We start from the raw sequence: 26,667 nt of genomic DNA, 5'->3' as shown, positions 1-26,667 counted from the left end.
CGTCCCTCCGGCGTTCAACGCCTGTGAATACAGGTTCTTACTCCTCTGTCTCCGGGGCCGGCTCCTCTGTCCCGGCAGGAGGGGCGGCCTCCTCCTTCTCCTCTTCCTCCTCGCCGAAGAAGCCGCTCTCAGGCCGGATATCGATCTTCCAGCCTGTGAGCTTGGCGGCCAGGCGGGCGTTCTGGCCCTTGTTGCCAATGGCCAGAGAGAGCTGGCTGTCCGGCACAGTGACCCGGCACTCCTGCTTCTCTCCCTCTTCCAGCCGGACAGAGAGCACATTGGCCGGGGACAGGGCCGCGGCAATAAACTTCTGGGGGTCCTCGCTGTACTCGATAATGTCGATCTTCTCGCCCCCCAGCTCCTCTACAATCCGGTTGACCCGGTCGCCCCGGGCGCCGATGCAGGCGCCTACCGCATCTACCTCCGGGTCGCGGCTGACCACCGCCAGCTTGGTGCGGGAGCCCGCCTCACGGGACACAGCCTTGATCTCCACGGTGCCGTCGTAAATCTCCGGCACGCCCAGCTCGAACATGCGCTTCACCAGGTCTGGCCGGGTGCGGGAGATAATGACCCGGGGGCCCTTCTCCTCCTCCTTGATGCCCACCACAAACACCTTGATGTGGTCCCCCTCCCGCACAGCCTCGCCGGCAATCTGCTCGCTTTTGGGCAGCACGGCCTCTGCCTTGCCAATGCGCAGGGACAGGGCCCCGGAACGGGGGTCGACCCGCTCGACCAGAGCTGTCACCAGCTCCTGGTGCTTCTCCTGGAACTCCTGAAGCATCTGGCCCTGCTCGCTCTCCCGGATGCCCTGGCGGATAATGTTCCGGGCGGTCTGGGCCGCTACCCGGCCAAACTGCCGGGTGTCCAGCTTAATGCCCACCGTGCCCCCCACCTCCGCCATGCGGGAAATCTCCCGGGCGGCGTCCAGCAGCATCTCCCTGTTGGGGTCCTCCACTTCCTCTACCACCTGCTTGTTCAGGTATACCTCAAACTTTCCGGCAGCCGGGTCTACCGACACCTCCACGTCCTCATTGTCATACATCTTTTTACAGGCGCTGGCAATGGCCTTTTTGATCCGGTCCAGCATAAAGTCCACTGGAATACCCCGCTCCTTTTCCAGCAGGCCCAGGGCCAGGAACAGCTCTTCATTCCCCTGCTGCTCGGGTTCCTTTTTCTTCTTGCGTACCATTTTTCCGCTCACTCCTTACTGTATTCTCTATATGAATGCTTGTGTTTTCCTTTTGCTCCGGTTGACTCCTTCCCGCCGCTTTCCCGGGGGGCCTCCCCAATGGCGGCTCTCCCGGTCCGTCTTTCGTGCAGGCAAAGCCCCGGGAATTTGCAGCCGGGCGCGCCGCCTGCTGTCAGCCCTCCTCCTGGTCCAGTCCCTCCCAGGGGCCGTCTATGGCGCACAGCCAGGCCAGCTCCTTCTTCTCCAGGGTGCAGCTGGTCTCCTCGTCCAGCTGCAGCTCCAACCGGCCCTCCTCATAGTGGAGCAGCAGGCCTTCCAGCTCTCTGGTCCCGTCCTCCAAGGGGCGGATGAGCCTGGCCCGCACCGGCTGGCCCATGTAGGCCTCATAGTGCTCCGGCCGGGTCAGCTTCCGGTCCGGTCCGGGAGAGGATACCTCCAATACATACTCCTGGGGCACCGGGTCCTCCTGGTCCAGAACAGGGTTCACCGCGTGGGTCATGTCCACACAGTCGTCAATGCCCACGCCGCCGGGCTTGTCAATAATGATTCTCAGCACCCATTCGGCGCCCTCTTTTCCATACTGGACATCCCAAACCTCCAGACCCAGCTCCGCCGCCAGGGGCTCTGCCAACGCCCGCACCCGTGGGGCCACGCCTGTCTTTGGCCTTTTCTCCTCGCTCATACCCTTCTCCCCCTTCCGAATGCCCCCGCCGGGGCCCGCAACCGTCATAACAAGACGAAAGAGCGGGTCGCCCCACTCTCTCAGTCTACCTTCTATTACCATACTAATTGATATTATAGCACTCTGGCGCTGGAAAATCAAGGGCTTTTTGCGCTTTTCCCGGCTTTTTAAGCCTCCAGCTGCCGGGAGAGGAACATGGACGCCGCCTTCACGCTCTCCGCTGCCTCGCCGCTCACCTTGGGCGAGGACTTCTCCCCCTTGAGCAGCAGCACCGCCCCCATGGCGTCGCCGGAGGACACCACCGGAAACACGGCCATGGCCGCCGCGGGCATGTTCTGGGCGGCGAGCACCGTGTTCTCTCCGTTGGTGAGGAACCACCGCTTGCCCTGCACCAGCTCGTCCAGCTGCACCGAAACAGGCTTATGGAGCAGGTCCTTTTTTACCGGCCCGGCCACGGCGATGATCTGCTCGGTGTCGCACACCGCGGCCGCGCAGCCGGTGAGGTTGACCAGGGTCTCGGCATAGGACTGGGCCAGCTGGGACATCTCGCCCACAGGAGAATACTTTTTGAGAATGACTCCGCCGGACACGTCGGTGAAGATCTCCATGGGCATCCCCTCCCGGATCTTCAGCGTCCGCCGGATCTCCTTGGGGATGACCACCCGGCCCAGGTCGTCGATGCGCCTAACAATTCCCGTTGCTTTCATATTTCTCGTCCCCTTCACGCATAATAGTAGTAATAAACGGTCCGGGCTGTCAGGCCCTTTTATCCGGCCTCGCGTCCGCCTCCCATTCCAGGCTGCGCTTTTCCCTGCCGCTCCGGTCCGCCGTCGCTTACGGCCATTAGTATTTGCGGACATTTTCCTTTTATTATCAAGATTTTGAAAAGCTTCACAGCCTTGTCCGCAAAAGGAAGGGAAACGCCGGCCCTCCTTTGACAGACGGCCGGCTGTTTCTGGGTGGAAATATTGACCTGCGCGGGTACAAAGAGGCATGGCTGCTAAGCTGTCAAGCAAAGGTTGACAACCAGACTGCGCTCCGCTTACAGGGGCAGGCTTTAAGATTCTGCTTGAAAATGCCGAAACATGGTCTGTTTTGACCAGAAACGGTGGTTTCGGCGTCAAAAAGCCTGGAAATACGGCAGTCCTTCTTGCGTTTTTTCTTTGAAGCACTCGTTCCTGGCCAAAAAACCAAGATTTCTCCGGTTTTCAAACAGGCCCTGGGGACCGCCATGCTCAGGGCGTTTGCAGCATCCAGTCTACACAGGCGGCGATGAAGCTGTCCTGCCGCTCTTTAAAGTCTGTGCTGCCCCAGGCCCAGGCCGGGCTGTAGGGGGTGAGGGGGTGCTTGTCTGAGGCCATCAACGCCACGGCGCACTTCATGTTATAATAATTGCACACATTCACCATGGCCGAGGCCTCCATGTCCACCCCGGCAGAGCCCAGCCCCCGCCAGCGGGCTTCTTTAAAGTAGGTCTGCCGGTAGGGGGCGTCGGTGGTCACAGTGTCCAGGGGCTTCACCGCAAAGCCCCGTCCGGCCAGAAAACCCCCGAAGCCTTCCAGGTCCCAGGGCAGGTCGGGCACAGCCCACGCCGGGTCTGCCAGGTAATGGCAGGAGACCCCCTCCTCCGCCAGCAGCCGGGAGGGCAGAAGCACGTCGCACACGTCCACCTCCTCCGCAAAGGCCCCGCACAGGCCTGCTACCAGCAGCTCCTCTACCCCCAGAGCATGAAGGGACTCCACCGTACAGGCTCCCTGGGGTGCGCCCCTGCCGCCGTCCAGAAAGCACAGGTCCTCCCGGTCTTTTATGGCGTACACCGGGCTGTAGGTGATGAAGCCCGGCAGGCGTTGGCTCAGCAGCCGGGTTTCATAGCGTTCCTCCAGCACCGGCAGGCCCCGGCCCAAACAGAAGACCACCGCTCGCCGGGGCAGGGCCTGAATGGCCCCTTCCGCTTTCTTGCTCTCAATATGCTGCTGGGCAGTGAACACAGGGGCTGTATGGTCGTCCTCAAAAAACCACTGCATGTCCGATTCCTCCTTGATCATTCTTCCGCTTCTGCCAGGGCCCGGTAGATCTCCGACTTCCGCACCCCGGTCTCCTTTGCCGCCTGCTTTGCCGCCTCGCTGGCGGACTCCCCTGCCTCCATCCGCTGCCGGGCCAGCTCCACCGCGTCTTCTATCGTATTGCCCTCCTCGACCGGCGGGGCCTCGGCTCCCGCAACCACCAGCACATACTCCCCCCGGGCCTCCTGCTCCCGGTAGTGGGCGGCGGCCTCGGCCAGGGTAGTGCGCCATACCTCCTCATGGACCTTGGTCAGCTCCCGCACCAGGGCAATCCGCCGCTCTCCGCCAAAGGTCTTTTCAAAGTCTCCCAGGGTGCGCCGGAGCTTGTGGGGCGCCTCGTAAAAGATCATGGTCCGGGGCTCGTGCTCCACCTGGCGCAGGTGCTCCCGGCGGCTGCGCTTGTTCATAGAGAGAAAGCCCTCAAAGGTAAACCGGCCGGTGGGCAGGCCGCTGACCGCCAGGGCAGATATGGCGGCTGTGGGGCCGGGCACCACATACACCGGCAGGCCCTCCTGGGCGCAGGCGGCGATGAGGGTCTCCCCTGGGTCGGACACAGCGGGCATCCCCGCGTCGGACACCAGGGCGCAGGTCTCTCCTTCCCGCAGTCTTTGAAGAATCGCCTCGCCCCGGCTGCGCTTGTTGTGCTCAAAATAGCTGAGCAGGGGCTTGTGAAGTCCCAGATGGTTCAAAAGCTTTTGGGTGACTCTGGTGTCCTCGGCGGCAATAAAGTCCGCCCCTGCCAGGGTCTCAGCGGCCCGGGGGGAAAAGTCGCCCAGATTGCCGATGGGGGTGCCTACCACATAGAGCGCCCCCTTTTCCAGCTGGTTATTCATGCCGGCTCCCTCCATTTTCCGTGTAATCTCCGTATATCTCTTCCATTTCCCGGGTGACATGCCCCTCCCCGTCCTGCATAAACAGGGTGGGCTCCGCTGTCAGCCCGGGCCTGCCCCCCAGACGGCATTCCAGCAGAAACAGGTAGGGGGCCTTGTCCGGCCGCTGCTGCACCAGCCGCAGGCGTTTGGGCTCCAGGCCCCTCTGGCTTAAAGCGGCAGCCGCCTCCGCCAGCCGGGAGGCCGGCAGGCAAAGGCACAGCCGCCCCCCGAATTTCAGCCCATACCGGGCAGCGGCGGCCAGGTCCTCCAGGGTCAGATCCCGACTGTGGCGGGCGGTCCGGCGGCTGGGGTCCTGAGAGGGCAGGCCTGCCCCGGCAGGGTAATAGGGCGGGTTGCAGGCAATCCGGTCCAGACCCTGGTGGGGCAAAAGCTGCCGGTAGTCCCGGGCGTCCCCTTGGGTGACTGTGACCAGCTCCTCCAAGCCGTTCTCTCTGACAGAGCGCGCCGCCAGCGCCGCCGCCTGGGGCTGCAGCTCAATGGCGGCCACATGGGCGGGCCGGGCCCGGGCGCACCACAGCAGAGAGATGGCTCCGCAGCCGCAGCCCAGCTCGGCGCAGCGCTCGCCGGGGCGGGGCAGGGAGAAATGGGCCAGCAGCAGGGTGTCGGTGGTGAAGCCGTGGCTGGGGCTTACCAGCACCCGCAGGCGGCTTCCCAGGGGTTCCCAGTGTTCCATGGGGGCTCTCCTTTCACGAAAAAACGGGACCCGAAATTTTCATTCGGGCCCCGCTTTTCTGCTGTTTAACGTTTAGCCCTCCTGGGGCGCGCTAACAGGGCAGACACCGGCGCAAGCGCCGCAGTCCAGGCACTTGTCAGGATCGATCACATACTTGCCGTCGCCCTCGGTGATGGCGTCGGCAGGGCACTCGCCGGCGCAGGCGCCGCAGGCGATGCACTCGTCATTGATGGTATAAGGCATAGGGAACACCTCCATGTAATTTAGGCGGCGGAGCAAGTCCACGCCGCGCTTGCTTCTATTCTACCATATTTCTGTGAAATTGCAACTGTTTTTACGAATTCCTGTCCGGGATTTTTTGCCGGAGGCGGGGAATCAATCCAACAGCATCAGGTCGCGGATGTACTTGATGGTGTAGCGGATGCCCTTCTCTCCCTTTTCGCCCTGCCAGGTGGGAGAGTGGGGCTCAATGGCCAGATACCCGTCGTACCCATACTTATAGAGAATGGCGAAGAAGGCCCGCCAGTTGATCACATCAATGCCCGCGGGGGGATTGTCGTACCAGTTGTTGCCGGCAAAGGCCTTGGCCAGCAGCTCGTCCTTGAGCTCGGGATGGGTCTTCAAAAAGTCCATCATGGCCCACTGCTGGGGCTCCCGGGAGTCTCCCCGCTGGATGACGCCCTTTACATGGCAGTACTGGAAGTGTGCGCCCCACTCCAGGCCCTCCTCCAGGTAGGCCCCGTTCTGGCCACCATGCACAAAGCTGTGGGAAGGGTCGTATTTGATGCCCAGGCCCGGCACCTCGCTGAGCACCAGCTTCCACTGCTCAGGCGTGCGGATGTAGTTGTCGCCCATGCAGCAGTTGACAATGGCGGTCTCCATGCCTCGCTCCTTGGCATAGGCCACAATGTCGTTGAGCACATGAATGGCCGCGGTGATGTTCTGATAGTAGCTGAGCTCCTGGACATAGTTGACGCTGCACAGGTAGTGCTTTGCCCCCAGGTAGGCGCCAAAGTCAATAACAGCCTTCACGTCCTCCCACTCGGCGGGCTTTACCTCTCCCTTTTCGTCCAGAATATGGCTGGCCCAGCGGCCTACCGCGCCCACCTCCACGCCGGTGCGCTGGCTGGCGGTCTTCAGCTCCTCCTGGACAGCGGTGAGCTCTGCCACAGGCACGCCGAAAAAGTCGGGGGGATTGCAGTCGAACTCCACAAAGTCCAGGCCCAACGCCTTGGCCCGGTCAAAGCTCTCAGCTTTGGGGGGCACGATGATTCCAAGCTTCATAATGATTCCTCCTATTGATGGTTTTCTATTTTATAATTTGATGCTTTCTGACTGGGTCTGACAGGGTTAAGGACAGCGTCCTCCGGTCTCTTTCTTCTCGTTTTGGGCTTGTGCTGAGAGAGAGCCGCCGGCCTGCGGGCTGGTTGCTCTGGTTACTCCATTCTGCCGTCTCCGGCCATCAAGTCTGTCAGCTCCTGGATGCGCTCCAAGGGGAAAGGAGGCTGGGCCAGAGGCCGCAGGGCGATGGACATGAGCAGCATGGGGTTGTCGTCCGCAGCCACCCGGTTGGAGCTGAGGGCTCCGCAGCGCTTGCACCGGTGGATGATGGCCCACTCGCCGTTTTTGCGCACCCACACGCTGATGGGTTCCATCTGGCCCCCGCAGTCTGCGGCCCGGTCGCCGGGCTCCTCGTCCACATGCAGGCTGGTCAGACAGTTGGGGCAGTGGTTGCGGTGCTGGGTGCCCGCCGCTTCCGGCGTCACCAGCCGCCCGCAGTGCTTGCAGGTAAAGCTGTCGTTGCAGGGGTGGTTCTGGTAATAGCCTTTTTCAAATTGCCTTCTTTTGTTTTCCCGGTTCAAATGACCATCCTCCTACCAAAATTTTCCGGCAGTACGGCTTATTTTATTATAGCGGAATTTTCCGCTGCTTGCAAGAGGGGAATGGGGCCGGAAGGGGAAAAATTCCCCAAAAGCAGGAGCACCCTGCGGGGACGCAGAGTGCTCCTTTGCCATCAGGCTGTTGTGCCGTTTACTTGCTCTCGCAGGGAGTCAGACCGAATTGGAAGGAGAATGCCTCCTCATTCAGCTGATACTCAGGCAGCAGCATGGGGCCGCAGCTGTTGGAGCCCACGCCGCTGAGCTTGTAGTCCACGCAGAACACGGTCTCGCCGCAGGGCTCCAGCTCATAGTCGTGCATCTTCTTGGCCAGCTCCTCCTGGGTGTAGACAGAGGCGTTCATAGAGAAGGTGTCCGGGCTCTCGGCCTTGAGGGCAAAGCCCTGGCCCTCTACCGCAGCCCAGCGGCAGCCATAGTGGGAGCCGTTCTCCTGGGGCTTCAGATAGTGCTCGGTCTGGCCCTCTACCGTGCCGCCGTACACGCCCAGGCGGGAGGCCCGGTGCTTGTCGATGTAGCTCTCAAAGGGTCCGTAGCCGAAATACTCCACCTTTGCGAAGCCCTTGGGCAGGAACATGCGCACGCCGAACCGGGGCAGGTAGGGGAAGTGCGTATCCCGCTGGCCCTTCAGGGCGCACTGGATGCGGCCCTGGGCGTCCACGGTCCACTGAGCCTCCACCTCTACAAACCTGGCGGAGACCAGTGCGGCAATGCCCAGGTGGCACTTGACCACCGCAGCGCCCGAGGCGTCGTTTTCCGCAGTGACAGAGTACACCCGCACGGTGGGCCGCTCAAACCCTGCCTCGTGCCACTTGAGCTTCACATACTGGTCGTTGTCTGTGGGAGCCCGGTACAGGTTCCACTCCATGGGACGGGTGAGGAAGCTCATATTGTGCCAGCAGACTTCGCCAAACAGGCCGGTCTGCCGGTTGAAGCTGTAGCGGAAGCCCTCGCCGGTGAGCACGATCTCCCGGCGGGCGGAGGCGATCTCCACCTTGCCGGCAGCGGGCGCGGCCAGGGCCGGCTTCTCCTCGCTGAGGACAATCTCGTCAAAGCCCAGCTCATGGCCTGCGGCAAAGAAGGGGCCGTCGTGCCGGGCCGTGTAGATAAAGGTAACGGTGCTGTCGCCAGTGGTGGGCAGGCCGTCCACTGTGACAGCCGCCTCGCCGTGGGGGGCAATGGAGGGCATTTCCAGGTCTCCGGTGCGGGTGATTTTCCCGTTCTCCATCACCTCATAGCGCAGGCAGGCAAAGTCCTTGGCGTCGGTAAAGTCCCGGTAATTGTGCAGGGTGAAGCTGTTCTCCCCTGTCTTCACCGCCCGGACAGGACGAATGACGTTTTTGAACTCCTTGAGGCCCGTATGGGGCGTGCGGTCCGGGTACACCAGGCCGTCCATGCAGAAGTTGCCGTCGTGGGGGAACTCCTCATGGTCGCCGCCGTAGCGGTAGATGGGCCGGTTGTCCGGGGTCTGGCCCCCGTAGACCGCGTGGTCGCACCACTCCCACACAAAGCCGCCGCAGAAGCCGTCGTGCTTCATAATCAGCTGCTGATAGTCCTCCGCGTCCCCGGGGCCGTTGCCCATGGCGTGGATGTACTCGCACAGAATGTAGGGAGGGCGGCGGCCGTTCCAGTTCTCGTCAATCTCCGCGCCCTCAAAATACTCGGTCAGAGAGACCCGCTTGCCCCATGCCTCGCCCGCAGGCACAGTGTGGGTGTACATGCTGCTGTACAGATCCAGCATGGAGAAGTCGGGCTTGCGGACCTTGTGGTAGACCATGCAGCCCTCGTAGTGCAGCAGGCGGCTGGGGTCATAGTCCTTCACCCAGCGGCCCGCAGCCTCGCCGTTCTCGCCCCAGCCGCTCTCATTGCCCAGGGACCAGATGACCACCGAAGCGTTGTTCTTGTCCCGGTGCACATTCCGCTGGTTCCGGTCCACAATGGCCTCCTTGAACTGGGGGTCGTCCATGGAGTCCGCGTAGTTCTCCATGCTGTGGCCCGCATACTTCACCGCGAAGCCGTGGCTCTCCAGGTCCGCCTCGCCAATGACATAGAAGCCGTACTCGCTGCACAGCTGGTTGAACCAGGGCGCGTTGGGGTAGTGGCTGGTGCGGATGGCGTTGACATTGTGCTGCTTCATCAGCAGCAGGTCACGCACAGCCTGCTCCCGGCTGATGGTGTAGCCGGTGACCGGGTCGCTGTCGTGGCGGTTGACGCCCCGGAACTTGATGGCCACCCCGTTGAGCAGCACCACCCCGTCCTTGACCTCGATCTTCCGCAGGCCCACCTTCTGGGTGATGGTCTCCTCCTTGGCGGAGAGGGTGAGGGTGTACTGATGGGGCTGCTCGGCGTTCCACAGCACAGGCTTTTCCACAGAGAAGCTCAGGGCCCCGGAGCCGCCGGAGAAGGAGGCCTCGCCCACTGCCTCGCCCCCCGGGGCGGTGAGAACGGCTTTCAGCTTAATCTGGCCGTCGGCTTCCAGCTCCACGGTAATATCCGCGTGGGAGAAGTCCTCGTTGAAGCTCTCTTTGACAAAGAAGTCCCGCAGGAAAGCGGCAGGACGCTTGAGCAGGTACACGTCCCGGAAGATGCCGCTCATGCGCAGCTTGTCCTGGTCCTCCAGATAGGTGCCGTCGCACCACTGGAGCACCAGCACGGTGACGGTGTTGTCTCCGGCCTTTACCTGGCTGGTAATCTCAAACTCAGAGGTGCTGTGGGAGACCTGGCTGTAGCCCACAAACCCGTCGTTGACCCACAGGTAGAAGCAGGAGTCTACGCCCTCAAAGTTCAGGAAGTAACGGTCCTCGGACTCGTCCAGGGTGAAATGCCGCTGGTAGAGGCCGCAGGGATTCTCCTCCGGCACAAAGGGCGGGTCGCAGGGGATGGGGAAGCGGACATTGGTGTACATGTGCCGTCCCCAGCCGGAGCACTGCCAGCAGGAGGGCACCTGGATGGCGGTCAGGTCTCCGGCGGCCACATTGCCGTCCTCATCCACCGCGTCCAGGAAGGAGTCGAAATAGCGGAAGCCCCACTCGCCGTTCAGGTCCAGTACCCGGGGGCTGTCTCCCGTGGGCAGGTAATAGGCCCGGGAGGGGCAGGCGCCCAGGTGCAGGACCGAGGGGTCCTCGTGGTAGCAGGCAGTCAGCTTGCACATAAAAAATGATCCTTTCTTTTTGCTCAAAATTTGACTTTCCGCTCGGAAAGCACTATACTATATAAGCTACCCTTAGCTTAACATGGCGGGGCTGGAATAGTCAATAGTTTTTTTGCAAAATGAGAACAAATATTATAATTATTTTTCTTCTTCCCTGTTGACAGCCTCCTGGCCGTGTCTTTTTTCAAAAAGCTGCTAATCTATTTGTATGTGAGGAGAGATGGATCATGATCCCCGACATCTATCTGGGCGCGGCCTTTTGCGGCTGCGCCCTCTGGGCCGCCCAGCGCCGCTTTTCCAGCCGCCGGGAGAAAAGCTTTCCTGTGCTGGCGGGCCTTCTGCTGCTGGCGGCTCTGGTGCTCCGGCTGCTGCTGGGCTACAATTCCGAGGGCTTCAGCGTGGACATGGGCACCTTCAAGTCCTGGGCCAGCACAGTCCACCAGGTAGGCTTTCAGGAGATCTACCAGCAGGACATGTTCCTGGACTATCCCCCGGGGTACCTCTATGTGCTCCGGCTGCTGGAAATCATCCGGGGGACCTTGGGCCTTGCCATACAGGGCCAGGCCCACACCCTGGTGATGAAGCTGCCCTCCATCTTCGCGGACCTGGCCTGCGGGGGCTTTCTGCTGGTCTTGGGCCGCAGAAAGCTGGGGGACCGGGGCGCGCTGCTGGCAGCGGCCGCCTACCTGTTCTGCCCGGCGGTGTTCGTCAACTCGGCCCAGTGGGGGCAGGCGGACTCCTTCTGCACCATGATTCTGCTGGGCTCGGTGGTTCTGCTGTATCAGGAGAAGTACCCTCTCTCGGGGCTGCTCTACGGGCTGGCGGTTCTCTGCAAGCCCCAGATGCTGGTGTTCGCCCCTCTGTACTTATGCTTTACTGTCAAACGGAGAAAATGGCTGGGACTGGGACTGGGCGTGGGCTGCGCTCTGGCCGCTATTCTGGTTGCCGCCGCCCCCTTCACCCACAACTTCAACTACTGGTGGCTGATCACCAAGTATCAGTCCACCATGAATTACTATGACTATTTCTCGGTAAACGCCTGCAATTTCTGGACGCTTATCGGCCGCAACTGGCAGGGTATGCCCCAGGGCTCCATGGGAACCTTCTACACCCTGCTGGCCCCTGTGCTGGCCACCGCTGCCTGCGGCGCGCTCATGTTCCTCTCCAAGCGCAAGGACGCGGTGTTTGCCGCTGTGCCGGTGCTCATGGGCATTGTGTACCTGTTCGCGGTGAAAATGCACGAGCGTTACCTGTTCCCGGCGTTTCTGTTTCTGCTTATTGCTTTCCTCTTTACCAAGGACAAGAGGATGCTGCGGGCCTACGGCTTCTTTACCGCGGCAAACTACCTTAATGTAAGCTATGTGCTCTGGCTGTTCCGGGAGCTGGGCGGCAGCTACGACCCCAACGCCATGCCCTTTAAGCTCATCTCCCTTTTGCAGCTGGGGGCCCTGGCCTATATGCTGTGGGCCTATTTCCAGGTGTATGTGCGGGACCGGGTATTCGAGGCGGAGCCTCCCCAGCCCAAGGCCAAAGCCGCTGCCGCTCTGGCCCCGGAGGACCGGAAAATGACCCGGCTGGACTGGATTGTCATGGCGGGGGTCACGCTGGTCTATGGCGTGGTGGCCTTCTGGCATCTGGGGGGCGCTGTGCTGCCCACCACCAACTGGACCCCCAACGAGGGGGAGAGCGTGGTGCTCCACTGCAAGGAGACAGCCAACAACCTGATCTTCCTGCCGGGCCTGTCTCCCGACGCCAACCACTACGCGGCCCGGGTGGGCTCTACCATGAAGGTGGAGACCAGCGAGGACGGGGAAAACTGGACAGACTGCGGTGAGACGAAGAACAGCTATGTGTTCGCCTGGAAGACCTTCTGGCTGGATACCCCGGGCAGCTATGTACGCCTCACGGCCCTGGACGGCTCGGTGACCATCAGCGAGGCGGGGCTCTTCCCCGCAGGGGCTGACAGCGCCCCGGAAATTACCGCCGAAGGGCCGGGGGCCCAGGCCCTGTGCGACGAGCAGGACACAGTGCCTGTGCGCAAGACCTATGAGAATTCCAGCTACTTTGACGAGATTTACCACGCCCGCACAGCCTATGAGCATATTCTGGGCCTGGAGCCCTATGAGAACACCCACCCGCCCCTGGGTAAGCATATCATCTCCCTGGGCATCCGCATGTTCGGGCTGAACCCCTTTGGCTGGCGGTTTATGGGCACGCTGTTCGGGGTGCTGATGCTGCCGGTGCTGTACCACCTGTGCAAGCAGCTGCTGGGCAAAACCTGGCTGTGCGGCCTGGGCGTCCTGCTGTTCGCCTTTGACTTTATGCACTTCACCCAGACCCGCATTGCCACCATTGACACCTACTCGGTGTTCTTCCTGCTGCTCATGTACGACGCGATGGTGTGCTTCCTCTACAAAGACATTGTCAAGGACAGCATGAAGTCTCTGCTCATTCCCCTGGGGCTCAGCGGCGTCTTTATGGGCCTGGGCGTGGCCAGCAAGTGGACCGCCGCCTATGGCGCGGCGGGGCTGGCGGCGCTGTTCTTCGGCAAGCTCATTGCCTCCTGGCGGTCTGAGGCCAAGGGGCACAGGTCCACTGCCCCTGTGATGCGCCGCTGTGTGCAGCTGTGCGGCTGGTGCTGTCTGTTGTTTGTCGCCATCCCCTTTGGCATTTACTTCTGCGCCTTTTTGCCCATGACCACCCTGCCCCACAACGCGGACCGCATGATGTGGGCCTTTGGCAACTATCAGAGCACCATGTTCAACTACCACTCCAAGCTGGTGGCGGAGCACGACTTCGCCTCCACCTGGTATGAGTGGCCTCTGGTGAGCCGCCCCATCTGGTACTTTGGGGGCGAGTCGGCGGACGGCAGCTACAGCACCATCTCCTCTATGGGCAACCCGCTGCTGTGGTGGTCCTTCCTGCCTGCGGCGGTGTTTGCGGTGCGGCAGTGGTTCAAGGAGCGGGAGCTGGCCTGCGGCGTGGCCCTGGTGGGCTTTCTGTCGGTATACCTGCCCTGGGTGCTGGTGCCCCGGCTGACCTTTATCTACCACTACTTTACTGCGGTGCCCTTCCTGCTGGTGGCGCTGCTGGCGGCGTTCGGGTACATGTCCCGGCAGGAGAAGGGGCGGCTGACCCAGCCGGTGGCCCTGGGGCCGGTGCAGGTGAAGCCGGTGCAGCTTGCCCTGGGCCTGCTGGCCGCGGCCAGCCTGGTGCTGTTCGCAATATACTTCCCGGTGATCTCCGGCGCGGGCACCACCCGGGAGTATGTGGACTCTCTGGAGCTGTTCACCTCCTGGTATTTCGGCTGACCGGCGGAAAACGGCAGGCACCTGAAAGCTGTCAAACCCAAGGACAGGAGGGGCGTTAGATGTTCCACAGGCGGCTGACGGATGAGGACAAAAGAGAGCTCTGCTCCTGGCGCTATGCGGGCGAATACGCTGTCTACAATCTTCCCTCCTATGAGGAGCTGCTGGAATCCAGAAGCGGCTTTATGGACCCCGAGCAGGAAGCGGGCTACCTGGCTTTTCTGGTGGACGGCCTGTTGACCGGATTTGTCCATATTATGGAGACGCCTGCGCAGGTCCTCATCGGGATTGGGGTCCGGCCGGAGCTCTGTGGAATGGGCTATGGCTCCCGGATTTTAAACGAAGCCTGCGAGCTGATACACAGGCGGTTCCCCGCAAAGCCCATTGTTCTGGTGGTGCGCACATGGAATCTCCGCGCCATCCGATGCTATCAGAGGGCTGGGTTCAGAATAGACGGCCCCCCCTACGAAATGGCAGTGCCAGACGGCAGGGCGGAATTCTTTAAGATGAAAAAAGACAGTGTCCCAAGATTTTGAAGCAGATTCCAAGAGCTTGTACTGATAGAATTTGCGCCAGGATGATAGAGCAATATTTTGCCGGTGGCAGCGCAGTCAGCGGCAGAATTACCGAAACGGCGGCGCAATATTCTGTTGGTACAGGTTTTGAGCGCCTGGTCCTGAAATAAGACGTGCGATTGAGCGCGGTCAGCCCTGCGGTTGACAGGCGAAGGCTGTGTGTGATAGCGCAAAATACGCGAGCAATCTGTGTGCGGATAATTTCAGGCTCTAATATTTTTTGATTGAAAGGAGCCATCTCTATGGCCGTATTTGCAACCTTTTTCGACCACATTCTTGACATGGCCCGCCAGCGCGATATCTCTGTTGACAAGGCTTTGGAGGAGACCCGGGCTCTGGGGGTCACCCAGGTGGAGGTCTCCGCGGCCACTGCCCGGCGGCATATGGACGCCCTCACCAGGGGTCTGGCCGGGCTGGGCATGACCATCTCCTCTCTTCCCGTGTTTTTCGACTTTGGCCGCAACACGGACATAGAGAGCCAGGCCGGGCCCATTTTTGAGCTGGCCAAGGACCTGAACGCGGACCGGCTGCTGGTAATCCCCGGGTTCACCCAGGGGACCCCGGAGGAGACGGAGATTCAGACCCGGAACATGCTTGAGGGCACTGCCCGGCTGGGCCAGCTGGCCGAAAAGGCCGGCCTGAGCCTGGTGATGGAGGACTTTGACGGGGCCGCCGCCCCCTTTGCCACCAGCGCCGGGATGCTGCGCTTTCTGGAGGCCTGCCCTCAGCTGTCCGCCTGCTTTGACACCGGCAACTTCCGGTTTATGGCGGAGGACGAGCTCTCGGCCTATGAGGCGCTGCGGGGGAAGATCACCCATGTGCACCTGAAGGACCGGCTTTTCACCCCAGTGCATGGGGACGAGGGGCCTGAGGCAGTGGACGGCGTGACCCTTTACGCCTGCCCAGTGGGCCAGGGGGAGATCAAAATCTCCCAGGTGCTGGAGCTGCTGAAGCAGGACGGCTACAGCGGAGTCTACACGGTGGAGCACTACAATGCCCGGGACATGCTGGACTGTCTGAGGCAGTCCATGGTCTGGCTGCGGGAGCGGCTGGACTGAGGGGCCTGTCCCCGGCTCTGTCCAACATAAAAAAGCCAGCCCGGCGGAGAAGCCTTTCCGCCGGGCTGGCTTTTTCATCGTCTGTCAACCAGAGAATGTAGGAGTAAATCTCTGGCCGGCTGGCGGCAGAGGGGGTTCTCAGTCCGCAGCCAGCTGGTCAATAAAAAACGCGCTGGTGCCGGCAAGCAGCCCCCGGCTGTCCTTTACCTCCACCCGGAGCCAGCCCTCCTTGCCGGTCAGGGGGAACTCCGCGTATTCCAGGCTCTCGCCGGGAAGCACCTGCTTGCGGTAGTAGTTCCGGTTTTCCAGCTTGACGAAAATCTTCTCCACCGGAGAGCTGTGGATTTTCAGCAGCCCGTCCTGAATCTCCACCCCCTTCAGCTGGGGGCCCATGGACCAGTAGAAGCGGTTCTCCCGCAGGGCCTGGATCACGCTGGGGTAGTCCAGCCGCTGGGCGGCAATTTGGACAAAGCCCCCAAAGGAGTCGCCCTCCGGGCCGTTCAGGGGGTAGGCGTTGTGGTTGTCGTCCGTGGCAAGGGCGCCAAGCCGCTGGCCCGCGCGGAGCATCTCGTCATAGGACTGGGGATTGAAGCCGTAAAGCCCCTCTACCTCGCAGCCGTGGTTGTAAATCTCCATGGCGAACAGGCCCCGCAGATCCTTGTAGTCGTCATAATTCTGCAAGGACCAGTAGGGGTGGTTGTAGCACACCAAAAAGCCCAGCTCGTTCATTCGGGCAATGTACTGGTTCAGGGCCTCCTTATCGTCATAGGCAAAGTGGGGCAGCAGGTCCAGCTCCTCCCGCCGAGGGGAGGGGGCGGTGTCAAACAGGTTCAGATGGTAGGTCTTGCTCACCGGCCAGTCCTTGCCCTGCTCGGTCAGGTCAACCTCCACTGCCGCCAGGGCAAGAAAGTCCTCGCTGTCCAGCTCCTTATGCCAGACATATTTCCGGTGGTCGGTGAAGGCCACAATAGAGTAGCCCTCCTTCTGATAAGCGGCCTTGGCCTCCTCCGAGGTAAAGCGTCCGTCTGAGACAACGGTGTGACTGTGGAGATTGGCCTTGTAAAAGCCGGTTTTGGGTAAAAGCACCTGATCTTTCAGCATCTTTCCACCTCCTTGCGGTTCTGTTTTCAACGGCTGGCCCGGCAAGGGGCAGGGGCCGTTGGAGCCAGACGCCGGGAATTTTCCTAATCTTACCACGGGGGGCTGGGGAAGTCAAGAGGGGCCCCGGCATTTTCAGGCTTTCCCCATCAGAGGCGGGCAGGGCGAATTCTTTTGTTGAACATAAACAGAGAGGGAGAATCATCAATTTTAAAAATTTCTTTCGGAGAACCAAGAAAATCTATGAATAAATTGTAACAAAACGGTTGATTTTCTTTGAATATGCGGTTATACTAATAGCGTGCCCCGAACAGGTTTCCGGGGCCCAATCATTTTAAGGAGGGCGAAAGATTTGGAAAAATTACTCGCGCACTTTAAGCTGAAGGAGCATGGCACCGACGGAAAAACCGAAGTCATTGCCGGCATTACCACCTTCCTTTCCATGGCGTACATACTGGCGGTGAACCCCAGTATGCTGGCCGACGCCGGCATGGACCAGGGAGCGGTGTTTACCGCCACTGCCGTGTCCGCCGCCATTGCTACCATCATCATGGGTGTGTTTGCCAATTACCCGGTGGCGCTGGCCTCTGGCATGGGGCTTAACGCCTACTTTGCCTACACCGTGTGCCCTATGCTTACGGGCATGGGCATCACCGACCCCTGGAAGGTGGCCCTCACCGCCATTCTGGTGGAGGGCGTCATCTTCATCATCCTGTCCATTTTCAAGTTTCGGGAGACTCTGGTGAACGCTGTCCCCGCCAACCTGAAGTACGGCATTTCGGCGGGCATTGGCCTGTTCATCTCCATTGTGGGCCTTAAGGGCGCGGGCATTGTCACCACCGACGCCTTTGCCATTGTGGGCGAGGACGGCGCCGCCACAGTGAGCTCCTCTACCCTGGTGGCTCTGGGCAACCTGGGCAGCGCCGAGGTGGTGTTGGCCTTTGTGGGGCTCATTCTCATTGGCGTTATGTGGCATTTCAAAATCAAGGGCTCCATCCTGTGGGGGATTCTGGCCACCTGGGTGCTGGGCATCATTGCCCAGCTGTGCGGCTGGTATCAGGGCTTCTCTTTGATTCCTGACTTCAGCGGCGGCTTTTTGCCCCCCTCCTTGGCCCCCACCTTCTTCCAGTTTGACTTTGGCTTTGTGGCCGGGCATTTTGTCAACTTCGCGGCTATTGTGTTCGCGTTCCTGTTTGTGGACCTGTTTGACACAGTGGGCACCCTCATCGGCGTGGCCGACCAGGGCGGCCTGCTGAACAAAAAGGGCGAGCTGCCCAACGCGGGCCCTGCCCTGATGAGCGACGCCATTGGCACAGTGGCTGGCGCGGTGCTGGGCACCTCCACAGTCACCAGCTATGTGGAGTCCACCGCAGGCGTGGCCGAGGGGGGCCGCACCGGCCTCACGGCCATTTCCATAGCCATCTTCTTTGTGCTGGCGCTGTTCCTGTCCCCCATCTTCCTGGCCATCCCCAGCTTTGCCACCACCCCGGCCCTGCTGTTTGTGGGCCTGCTGATGATGAAGTCTGTGCTGAAAATGAAGTTTGACGGGGACATTGCCGACGTGGTAGGCGGCTTTTTGGCCCTGGTGATGATGCCCTTCACCTACTCTATTGCCAACGGCATTATGTTTGGCATTGTGGCCTGGGTCATCCTGAAGCTCTGCACCGGCAAGGTAAAGGATATTCATCCGGTCATGTGGGTCTCCTTTGGGCTGTTTGCGCTGCGCATTGTCACGCTGATTCTGCCCATGTAAGGGACTGAAATATTTCATCGCCTGAGAAGGAGGGAGCCGCTGCTCCCTCCTTTTGCTTTGCCGGGGAGCGGCGGGGTGCTCTGGCAGAGCTTGAGGGAAGCCGTGGATGCTGGCCTGGTGAAAGCAATGCCAGGCTTGGTGGGAGTCGATATTGGACTTGGGGAGAGCCCATGCCGGGAGTGTTCAGAGGGCCTGTTATGCAATCAGTCAGGCAGGATGACTTTTGTGCTTCGTCCCTCCACTCGGCCGTTGGAGAGCCGACAAAAAATCTTCGTTTCAAGAGAGTGTCCCTTTTGCAGATTTTATATAGAGGTCCTGCCTAGGTCTCCGTTCCGGGAACTCCGGATGAATGGGTAATTACAGGGAACTGCCCCTGTAAATCAGTCCCGCTATAAAATGCGCGAAAGGACACTCCCCCGTACAACTAGGGGCTTTTCAAACCGGTGTTTTCGTGTTATAATAAACGATTAGAAAATGAAGAAACGCGCTTTCATGGAGAAAGGATGTCAGTAAAATGGGTATCAGAAACGATTTGAGAAACGTGGCGATTATCGCCCATGTAGACCACGGCAAAACCACGCTGGTGGACCAGCTCCTGCGCCAGAGCGGCATCTTTCGGGAGAACGAGGCTGTGGCCGAGCGGGTGATGGACTCGGGCGACCTGGAACGGGAGCGGGGCATTACCATCCTCTCGAAAAACACGGCCGTAAAATACGGCGATACAAAAATCAATATTGTGGACACCCCCGGCCACGCGGACTTTGGCGGCGAGGTGGAGCGGGTGCTGATGATGGTGGACGGGGTCATTCTGCTGGTAGACGCCTTTGAGGGCTGTATGCCCCAGACCCGCTTTGTGCTGAAAAAGGCCCTGGGCCTGGGCAAAAAGCCCTTGGTGGTGCTGAACAAGATCGACCGTCCTGGCGCCCGCCCTGCCGAGGTGGTGGACGAGGTGCTGGACCTGTTCATTGAGCTGGGGGCCAACGACGACCAGCTGGAATTTCCCGTGGCCTACTGCTCTGCCCGGGTGGGCTACGCCACGCTGGACCCGGAGAAGCCCGGCACAGACATGACCCCTCTGTTTGAGATGATTCTCCGAGAGGTCCCCGCCCCAGAGGGGGACCTGGACGGCCCCACGCAGGTGCGTTTCTCCAACATTGACTACGACGAGTATGTGGGCCGCATTGGCATTGGCCGGGTCGAGCGGGGCGTGATCAGGACCGGCCAGCAGGTGGCGATTTGCGGCGGCGGAGAGGAGGGCCACAGGAATGCCAAAATCACCAAGCTCTACCAGTTTGAGGGTCTGAAGCGGGTGGGCCATGAGTCTGCCGGGGTGGGCGACATTATTGCCGTGTCGGGCATTGCCGAGCTGAACATCGGCCAGACCGCCTGCGCTGCGGACTGCATCGAGCCCCTGCCCTTTGTAAAAATTGACGAGCCTACCGTGGCTATGCTGTTCAAGGTGAACGACTCCCCCTTTGCCGGGCAGGAGGGCAAATATGTCACCTCCCGGAACCTGCGGGACCGGCTGTTCAAGGAGGTGGAGACCAATGTGGCCATGCGGGTGGAGGAGACGGAGAGCATGGACGCCTTCAAGGTCTCGGGCCGGGGAGAGCTGCATCTGTCCATTCTCATCGAGCAGATGCGCCGCCAGGGCTACGAGTTCCAGGTGTCCCCCCCTACTGTCATTCTGAAGGAGAAGGACGGCCAGAAGCAGGAGCCCATGGAGCTTTTGATGATTGAGACCCCGGACAGCTATGTGGGGGCAGTGATGGAGAAGCTGGGCCCCCGCAAGGCGGAGCTCATCAACATGGGCGCCCGGGAGGGCGGCATGACCCACATGGAGTTTAAAATTCCCGCCCGGGGGCTGATGGGCTACCGCTCAGAGTTTCTCACCGACACCAATGGCAACGGTATTATGAACCATGTGTTTGAGGGCTACGAGCCCTATAAGGGGGACATTGCCCAGCGGCAGCAGGGCTCTCTGGTGGCCTTTGAGACCGGCGCCGCCACAGCCTATGGCCTGTTTTACGCCCAGGACCGGGGCCGGATGTTCATAGGGCCCGGCGTGGAGGTGTATGAGGGGATGATTGTAGGGGCCAGCCCCAAAAGCGAGGACCTGGTGGTGAATGTGTGCAAAAAGAAGCACGCCACCAACACCCGTTCCTCCGGGGCGGACGAGGCCCTGAAGCTGACGCCCCACTCTGTGCTGAGTTTGGAGCAGTGTCTGGAATTCATCGGGGAGGGCGAGTATGTGGAGGTCACCCCCAAAAGCGTGCGTATGCGCAAGGCAGTGCTGTCTCACGAGCAGAGGATGAAGCAGCAGAGCCGCAAAAAGAACGGATAACAGCAGCCCATAAGGGCAGCCGCTGAATATACTGAAAAGGAGGGACTGCCATTGGACATTGCGGTTCTGGACCTGGAATGGAACGCCGCCTACACCTGGAAATGGAAGGGCTATATCAACGAGATCATTGAGTTCGGGGCTGTCAGGCGCCAGAACGTGCGCACCCCCCAGGACCTCTGCCCCGGCAGCCTGCCCCCGGAGGACGCCTTCAGCTGCTTTGTGCGCCCCAAGGTGGGCAAGCGTCTGAACTCGGTCACAGCCAGCCTTACCAACCTGACGGAGGAGGACCTGGCCGGCGGCATGTCCTACATGAGCGCGGTGCGGCAGTTCCGCCAGTGGTTGGGCGGGGCGGTGCTTATGACCTGGGGCTCCTCTGACATTCTCACCCTGATCGAGAACTGCCGGTACTACACCGGCCAGGCCCGGGTGCCCTTTCTCACCAGCTATTGCGACCTGCAGCGGTATGCGGAGGAACGCCTGGGGCTGGACACGGCAAAGCAGCTGGGCCTGGAAAAGGCCGCTGAGCTGCTGGGAATCGACGTCTCTCAGATGGAGCAGCACCGGGCCCTGGACGACAGCCTGGTCACCCTGCGCATTCTGGAGAAAATATTCGACCCCAAGGCCATTCAGCCCTTCATCCAGGCCTGCGACGAGGAATTCTACCGGAAAATGACCTTTCGCACCAGCTATGTGCGGGAACTGGACGACCTGCGGGTAAAGCCAGAGTACCTGCGCTTCTCCTGCCCCCACTGCGGGGGGGACTGCGGCCAGGACGGCCAGTGGCTTCCCCGGAACCGGGGCTTTCAGACAGAGTTTCAATGTAAGGACTGCGGCTACCGTTTTGTGGGCCGGGTTATGATAAAAGAAAAGTATGAGGGTGTTATGGTGACGAAAAAGACCTTTATCGTGCCCGTGGTAGAGCCCCCTCGGGAGGCCCTGCCCGGTCCTGTGGGCCATATGGACCTGGAGGTAAAAGACGGCGTGGGCCTGCTGCGCTTTCCCCAATGGAGGACCCTGAAGGGGGTGCGCCACGCCTTCTCCACCCGGCTGGGGGGCGTCAGCGGCCAGGAGTTCGCTGCCATGAACCTGGGCTTTGGCCGGGGGGACAGCGACGAAAATGTGACGGAAAACTATCGCCGGTTCTGCGCCGCAGCGGGCTTTGACCCGGAGGCCCTGGTGTGCGGGGCCCAGGTGCATAAGACGGACGTCCTTCGGGTGGACCGGAGCCACGGGGGGCAGGGCATCTGGAACCGCGGCGATACGCCCAGTGCGGACGGCCTGTGCACCAATGTGCCCGGGACTGTGCTGGTGGTGTTCGCGGCGGACTGCGTGCCCGTCTACTTCTACGACCCGGAGCACCATGCCATTGGCCTGGCCCACGCGGGCTGGCGGGGGGCTGCCGCAGGTATGCCCGCAGTGATGGTAGAGCGCATGGGAGAGGAGTTCGGCAGCAACCCCCAAAGGCTGCTGGCGGCAATCGGGCCCTCCATCTGCAAGGACTGCTTTGAGGTGGATGAGCCCGTGGCCAAGGAATTTCTGTCGCTGCCAGGGGCAGAGGACTTTGTCGCCGGGCCGGAGCATGAAAAATATCATGTGGACCTGTGGGAGTGCTGCCGCCAGTCTCTGCTCAGGGCCGGGGTGCCTCAGGAGAGCATCACCCTGGGCGGGGTGTGCACCATGGAGGAGAGCACCCTGCTGTTCTCCCACCGAAAGACCCGGGGCAGACGGGGCAGCAACTGCGCTATGCTGGCCCTGGAGCCATGACGGCCTGCCGCCTGTGCCCCCGGCTCTGCGGCCTCCCCCGAAACGGAAACACCCCCTGCGGCGCGACAGAGGAACTCCGCATTGCCCGAGCCGCTCTGCACCGCTGGGAGGAGCCGCCCATCAGCGGCAAAAACGGGTCGGGGGCGGTGTTCTTCACCGGGTGTCCCCTGAGATGCCGGTACTGCCAGAACCATGAGATCAGCGCGGGTTTACTGCCTGGCCGGGCAGTGACCCCGGAGGAGCTCAGTCAGATATTTTTCCGGCTGATTGAGCAGGGAGCCCACAATATCAATCTGGTAACGCCCACCCATTTTGTGCCGGGTATCCGCCGGGCGCTGCTGCACAAAAGGCTCCCTGTCCCGGTGGTGTACAACACCTCGGGCTACGAGCGGGCGGAGACCCTGAAAAGCCTGGAGGGTCTGGTGGACGTGTACCTGCCGGACCTTAAGTACGCCCAGCCCGCCCTTGCCCGGGACCTGTCCGGGGCGGAGGACTACCCGGAGACAGCGGTGGAGGCGATTCGGGAGATGCTGCGCCAGACAGGCCCCCCGGTCTACGACGGGGCGGGTATGATGACCCGGGGCGTGCTCATCCGCCACCTGATTCTGCCAGGGCACACCAAAAACTCCATGGCGGTATTGGAGCGCATCGCCCGGGACTTCCCCGGTGTCCCCGTGAGTTTGATGGCCCAATACACCCCCTGGGGCCAGGCCAGAGAGCCCGGAGGCGTCCCCGGCTATCCGGAGCTGTCCCGGCCCATTACCCGGCGGGAGCTCCACAAGGTCCAGGAGGCGTTATTCAGCCTGAACCTGGGTGGCTTTGTCCAGTCCCGCAAGGCGATGGGCGGGGACTTTATCCCGGCCTGGGACATGGAGGAGCCCCTTTCAGAGGCCTGACAGAGAGTCGATTTTCATAGAGGGAGGACGCATGGGAGGAGAATCCAAAAAGAAATTTCTCAGGGAGGACCTGCTGTTCTCTCTGTGCGGACTGAACTGCGGCCTGTGTCCCATGCAGGCGGGCGGATACTGCCCCGGCTGCGGAGGCGGCGCGGGCAACCAGCCCTGCCGGTTTGCCCGGTGCGCCCAGAGCCGGGGCGTGGCCTACTGCTTCGCCTGCCAGGCATATCCCTGCGAAAAATACGCGGGGTTTGACGAGTATGACTCCTTCCTCAGCCACCAGAGGCGGGAGAGGAATATTCAGGCGGCGCAGGAGGCTGGTTTGGAGGCATATCAGGCCCTGCAGCGGGAAAAGAAGGAACTGCTGGGGTATTTGCTGGACCACTGTAATGACGGCAGAAGAAAGAGCTTCTACTGCCTGGCGTTGGAGCTGTTGGAGTGGGAGGCGGTCTGCTCTGCCATAGACCGGGCCGCCCTGAACCAGCTGCCAGACCCCAAGTCCAGAGCCGCCCAAGCGGTAGAAGCGCTGCGAAGGGCGGCAGAACGCAGCGGGGTGGAGCTGAAGCTGCGAAGGAAGAAAAAGCCAAAGGAGGCATAGGTAATGGCAGAAAAAGCATGGCTGGCCCAGGTGGCCAGGGCGGAGGCAATGAGGGCCTGGCACGGCGCGGTGATGGGGCTGAAGCCCAATATACAGCCCCTGATCAAGCCCTTTCCCAAATGGAAGCTGAAGGAGGCCGACGGCCTGTGGTGCGCGGCGTTTGTGTACTACTGCTGTATGCAGGCGGGGTATCGCTTCCCCATCCGGCCCAAGGAGTGCGTCTCCTGCAATCTGGCGGGCTGCGGGGCCTGGGAGGAGTGGGCCAAGGCCGACAACCGGGTGGGCTGGCTTGCCAACACCTGCCTGCCCCAGCCGGGAGATATTGTGATTTACGACAAGGTGTTCGAGAATAAGGTCCACGACCATATTGGCATTGTGGTAGAGGTCAGGGAGAGCTCGATTCTGGCGGCAGAGGGGAATCTGGGCAATATGTCCGGCGTGGTAGAGCGTCCCCGGGACGGGCATATCCGGGGCTACATCAGTCTGCCGGACCATTTTGAGTATGGAGGGGAAGCATGAGCGAGGCGACAAGGATCATACCCATGACCCAGGAGCTGGCAGAGGAGATCGCCGCCTGGGAGTACCCCGGCGAGTATGCGGTGTATAACCGGGAAGCGGATACCTCCCTGGACGACCTGCTGGACGGCAGCAGCTACGCGGTGCGGAACATTGCCGGGGATCTGGTGGGCTTTTACCAGTTTGGCAAAGAGGCCCGCGTGCCGGCAGAGGAGGGGGCCTACCCTGACGGCCCTCTGGACATGGGCCTGGGCCTGCGCCCGGACCTGTGCGGCCTGCGGCTGGGCCAGCCCTTTGCGGAGGCTGGCATGAAGTTTGCCCGGGAGGAGCTGGGGGCCGGGGAGCTGCGGCTCACTGTGGCGGAATTCAACCAGCGGGCCCGGAAGGTCTACAGCCGCTGCGGCTTTTTCAGCATTCGCAGGGTGGTCCACGCAGCTACGGGAGACAGCTACCTGGTGATGGGCACCGAGAACCTGAAATACCGCAGCTATCTCTCCCCAGAGGATTACTGCGGCCTGCGGGAGGCAGTGGAGCTGGACAGCGTCTGCATCCCCCAGGCCCAGGCCAGCCTGGAGGGCTCAGCCTATGTGCTGGGCTGCTACGACGGCCCTCGGGCTGTGGCCGGCGCCCGGCTTTTGTGGGACGGGGGCTATACTGCCTACCTGGCCGATGTGATGGTGCTGCCGGAGTACCAGGGCCTGGGCATTGGCACCCAGCTGATCGAGCGTTGTATGCTGTTTTTGCGGGTGCAGCTGCGGCCAGGGTGGCGGTTCAAGGTGCACCTGCTGGCGGGCAAGGGAAAAGAAGGCTTCTGCGAGAGGTTCGGCTTTACCCGGCTGCCCGATGAGGACGCGGGCCCGGCCATGGACATGTGGATGGAATAGCGCGGCAGACGAAAAGGAGGGAGGCCCCAAAAGGCCTCCCTCCTTTTTCTGTTGAGAACAAGCAGACCCGGTTTTCAGACGATTTGTGATCAGCCGCCGGTTCTTTTTACCAGTCGACGGGTCAGGGGAACAGCGTCCAGAGGTCGTCTACCCGTGCGCCGGTGTTGGCCGCAATGGTACTGTTGAGAAACAGCACATCCGTTACCTTGTTCTCCTGGCAGAAGTCCGGCAGGCTCCCCTCAAAGCTGCGGAAGTCCACAACAAAGACCTCGTCGTAGCTGGCCGCCAGAAAGGGGCCGATGGCATTGCCGTAGGACTCCTTTACCAGAGCCAGCTTCCGCCCGGTGTGGTGGTCCTGGTTGACAATCTGCATACAGGGGTTGTCTCCCCGCAGAAACATGCTGTAGCCCATGGAGCTGTCCCCGCTGTTCATGCCGTCCACCTCAAAAAAGCTCTCCCCGTCATAGCTGAGCTCTGCCGTGTAGGCATAGCCTGGCTCATACAGGTCAATGCGGTCCGGGTTTTGGGCCAGACAGTCCTCACCGCACAGCTGGTAGAGATAGCCCAAAAATCCCTCGTAGGACTCTTTGGTAAAGTCCTCCAGGGGGACAGCCTCCACCCGGGCAGCGGCGCAGAATTCCACATAGGCATAATAGGCCCCCAGCCCGGCCCAGTGGGTGTCCGTATTAAAGTAGAGATACTCGTCCTTGTGCTGGTCCAAGGCGTCGTAAATGTCCACCGGGGTGACGCCGGAGAGATTGCTGTAAATATAGGCCGTGTTCTCCCGCTGAGAGCCGCAGCCCAGGCTGTCCCGCAGGCGTTGGGGCAGGCCGAACTCGCAGTGGTTGGGCACCACCATGTTGAACACCCGCATCCCAGGCAGCTGCTGGGCAAAGCTGGAAATAGCCTCGATATAGGGGTCAGAGGCCTCGTTATAGCCGTAGAACAGCTCAAAGGCCATGTTGTTCCAGATGTACAGCCCCTCCGAGAGATAGCCGTCCTCTCCGTTGTCAGCAATGGGCGGCGGTGTGGGACTGGGAACAGGGGTGGGTGTGGGCGTTGCCGTGGGCGCGGGAGTAGGGGCCGTTGTGGCCGCTGGGGACGAGGGGGCAGAGGAGGGCTGAGAGGCAGTGGGGACAGGGTCGGGCCTCTGCCAGAAGAGAAGCGCGCCGCCGGCCAGGGCAAGGGCCAGCAGAATGGGAATGAGCAGCAGCCAGGGGCGGCGGGCCGAGGGGGCGTGATGCTTGCCGGGCATGGGTATCAGCTCCTTATGGGGAATGGGTTAAGCATATCATAGCAGAAAAGCCGGAAAAAGTCTATAGATCTG

The 26,667-nt window shown here is 61.3% G+C and carries 22 protein-coding genes; 10 read left to right on the top strand and 12 right to left on the bottom strand.

The features are described 5' to 3' along the window. Positions 1-37: 37 nt before the first annotated feature. The 10 genes from nusA to ACTO5E_RS01730 form a co-directional block, all read right to left on the bottom strand. Positions 38-1,189, bottom strand: a complete 1,152-nt coding sequence (gene nusA, locus ACTO5E_RS01775; RefSeq protein ID WP_482301042.1) for a transcription termination factor NusA — start codon at positions 1,187-1,189, stop codon at positions 38-40. Positions 1,190-1,361: 172 nt separating this feature from the next. After that, positions 1,362-1,871 carry a ribosome maturation factor RimP gene (gene rimP / locus ACTO5E_RS01770; RefSeq protein ID WP_482301040.1) on the bottom strand — a complete coding sequence of 170 codons (510 nt, stop codon included), beginning with the start codon at positions 1,869-1,871 and terminating at the stop codon, positions 1,362-1,364. A gap of 167 nt (positions 1,872-2,038) precedes the next feature. Then, complete coding sequence (locus ACTO5E_RS01765) at positions 2,039-2,578, bottom strand: stage V sporulation T C-terminal domain-containing protein (RefSeq protein WP_482301039.1); 540 nt, start codon at positions 2,576-2,578, stop codon at positions 2,039-2,041. A gap of 528 nt (positions 2,579-3,106) precedes the next feature. Further along, positions 3,107-3,916 carry a phosphorylase family protein gene (locus ACTO5E_RS01760; RefSeq protein WP_482301036.1) on the bottom strand — a complete coding sequence of 270 codons (810 nt, stop codon included), beginning with the start codon at positions 3,914-3,916 and terminating at the stop codon, positions 3,107-3,109. Continuing rightward, positions 3,913-4,767 carry a 16S rRNA (cytidine(1402)-2'-O)-methyltransferase gene (rsmI, locus tag ACTO5E_RS01755; protein ID WP_482301034.1) on the bottom strand — a complete coding sequence of 285 codons (855 nt, stop codon included), beginning with the start codon at positions 4,765-4,767 and terminating at the stop codon, positions 3,913-3,915. Before rsmI ends, ACTO5E_RS01760 begins: the two co-directional genes overlap by 4 nt. After that, a complete protein-coding gene (locus ACTO5E_RS01750; RefSeq protein ID WP_482301033.1) occupies positions 4,760-5,500 on the bottom strand; it encodes a tRNA1(Val) (adenine(37)-N6)-methyltransferase in 741 nt (246 codons plus the stop codon). Before ACTO5E_RS01750 ends, rsmI begins: the two co-directional genes overlap by 8 nt. A 72-nt stretch (positions 5,501-5,572) precedes the next feature. Further along, positions 5,573-5,743: a 4Fe-4S ferredoxin gene (gene fdxA / locus ACTO5E_RS01745; RefSeq protein WP_482301030.1), complete on the bottom strand. Its 171-nt coding sequence runs from the start codon at positions 5,741-5,743 to the stop codon at positions 5,573-5,575. Between the two features lie 132 nt (positions 5,744-5,875). Next, on the bottom strand, positions 5,876-6,784 hold the full coding sequence (locus ACTO5E_RS01740; protein WP_482301028.1) for a sugar phosphate isomerase/epimerase family protein: 909 nt from the start codon (positions 6,782-6,784) through the stop codon (positions 5,876-5,878). Between the two features lie 152 nt (positions 6,785-6,936). Then, positions 6,937-7,362: an RNHCP domain-containing protein gene (locus ACTO5E_RS01735; RefSeq protein ID WP_482301027.1), complete on the bottom strand. Its 426-nt coding sequence runs from the start codon at positions 7,360-7,362 to the stop codon at positions 6,937-6,939. Positions 7,363-7,531: 169 nt separating this feature from the next. Further along, a complete protein-coding gene (locus ACTO5E_RS01730) occupies positions 7,532-10,546 on the bottom strand; it encodes a glycoside hydrolase family 2 TIM barrel-domain containing protein (RefSeq protein WP_482301026.1) in 3,015 nt (1,004 codons plus the stop codon). Positions 10,547-10,773: 227 nt separating this feature from the next. Here ACTO5E_RS01730 and ACTO5E_RS01725 point away from each other — a divergent pair, with 227 nt between their 5' ends. From ACTO5E_RS01725 to ACTO5E_RS01715, 3 genes are all read left to right on the top strand, one after another. Then, complete coding sequence (locus ACTO5E_RS01725; protein ID WP_482301024.1) at positions 10,774-13,857, top strand: glycosyltransferase family 39 protein; 3,084 nt, start codon at positions 10,774-10,776, stop codon at positions 13,855-13,857. Positions 13,858-13,916: 59 nt separating this feature from the next. Next, positions 13,917-14,390, top strand: coding sequence for a GNAT family N-acetyltransferase (locus ACTO5E_RS01720; RefSeq protein ID WP_482301023.1), 474 nt, complete (start codon positions 13,917-13,919; stop codon positions 14,388-14,390). Positions 14,391-14,671: 281 nt separating this feature from the next. Further along, positions 14,672-15,487: a sugar phosphate isomerase/epimerase family protein gene (locus ACTO5E_RS01715; RefSeq protein WP_482301021.1), complete on the top strand. Its 816-nt coding sequence runs from the start codon at positions 14,672-14,674 to the stop codon at positions 15,485-15,487. Positions 15,488-15,625: 138 nt separating this feature from the next. Here the strand turns inward: ACTO5E_RS01715 and ACTO5E_RS01710 are convergent, their stop codons facing one another. Beyond that, on the bottom strand, positions 15,626-16,588 hold the full coding sequence (locus ACTO5E_RS01710) for a PHP domain-containing protein (protein WP_482301019.1): 963 nt from the start codon (positions 16,586-16,588) through the stop codon (positions 15,626-15,628). Between the two features lie 349 nt (positions 16,589-16,937). On the opposite strand from ACTO5E_RS01710, the gene ACTO5E_RS01705 reads away from it, so the two are divergent. The 7 genes from ACTO5E_RS01705 (at position 16,938) to ACTO5E_RS01675 (ending at position 25,340) form a co-directional block, all read left to right on the top strand. Further along, entirely contained in the window at positions 16,938-18,338 is a 1,401-nt protein-coding gene (locus ACTO5E_RS01705; protein WP_482301017.1) for an NCS2 family permease, read from the top strand. A gap of 514 nt (positions 18,339-18,852) precedes the next feature. Continuing rightward, positions 18,853-20,682, top strand: coding sequence for a translational GTPase TypA (gene typA / locus ACTO5E_RS01700; RefSeq protein ID WP_482301015.1), 1,830 nt, complete (start codon positions 18,853-18,855; stop codon positions 20,680-20,682). A 51-nt stretch (positions 20,683-20,733) separates the two neighbouring features. Further along, positions 20,734-22,446, top strand: coding sequence for a peptidoglycan editing factor PgeF (pgeF, locus tag ACTO5E_RS01695; RefSeq protein ID WP_482301013.1), 1,713 nt, complete (start codon positions 20,734-20,736; stop codon positions 22,444-22,446). Beyond that, positions 22,443-23,342 (top strand): radical SAM protein, encoded by a 900-nt coding sequence (locus ACTO5E_RS01690; protein WP_482301012.1) that lies wholly within the window; start codon positions 22,443-22,445, stop codon positions 23,340-23,342. Before pgeF ends, ACTO5E_RS01690 begins: the two co-directional genes overlap by 4 nt. Before the next feature lie 31 nt (positions 23,343-23,373). Further along, complete coding sequence (locus ACTO5E_RS01685; RefSeq protein ID WP_482301011.1) at positions 23,374-23,940, top strand: DUF3795 domain-containing protein; 567 nt, start codon at positions 23,374-23,376, stop codon at positions 23,938-23,940. A 3-nt stretch (positions 23,941-23,943) separates the two neighbouring features. Then, the gene (locus ACTO5E_RS01680; protein ID WP_482301010.1) at positions 23,944-24,459 is read left to right on the top strand and encodes a CHAP domain-containing protein; all 516 of its coding nucleotides are present in this window, start codon (positions 23,944-23,946) and stop codon (positions 24,457-24,459) included. Continuing rightward, entirely contained in the window at positions 24,456-25,340 is an 885-nt protein-coding gene (locus ACTO5E_RS01675) for a GNAT family N-acetyltransferase (protein WP_482301008.1), read from the top strand. Before ACTO5E_RS01680 ends, ACTO5E_RS01675 begins: the two co-directional genes overlap by 4 nt. Positions 25,341-25,461: 121 nt before the next feature. Here the strand turns inward: ACTO5E_RS01675 and ACTO5E_RS01670 are convergent, their stop codons facing one another. Next, positions 25,462-26,595 carry a DHHW family protein gene (locus ACTO5E_RS01670; protein WP_482301006.1) on the bottom strand — a complete coding sequence of 378 codons (1,134 nt, stop codon included), beginning with the start codon at positions 26,593-26,595 and terminating at the stop codon, positions 25,462-25,464. Between the last annotated feature and the right edge of the window lie 72 nt (positions 26,596-26,667).

This window comes from Acutalibacter sp. (assembly GCF_056800975.1).
The sequence above is the reverse complement of the archived record's forward strand: the minus strand, read 5'-3'. Positions and strand labels throughout refer to the sequence as shown.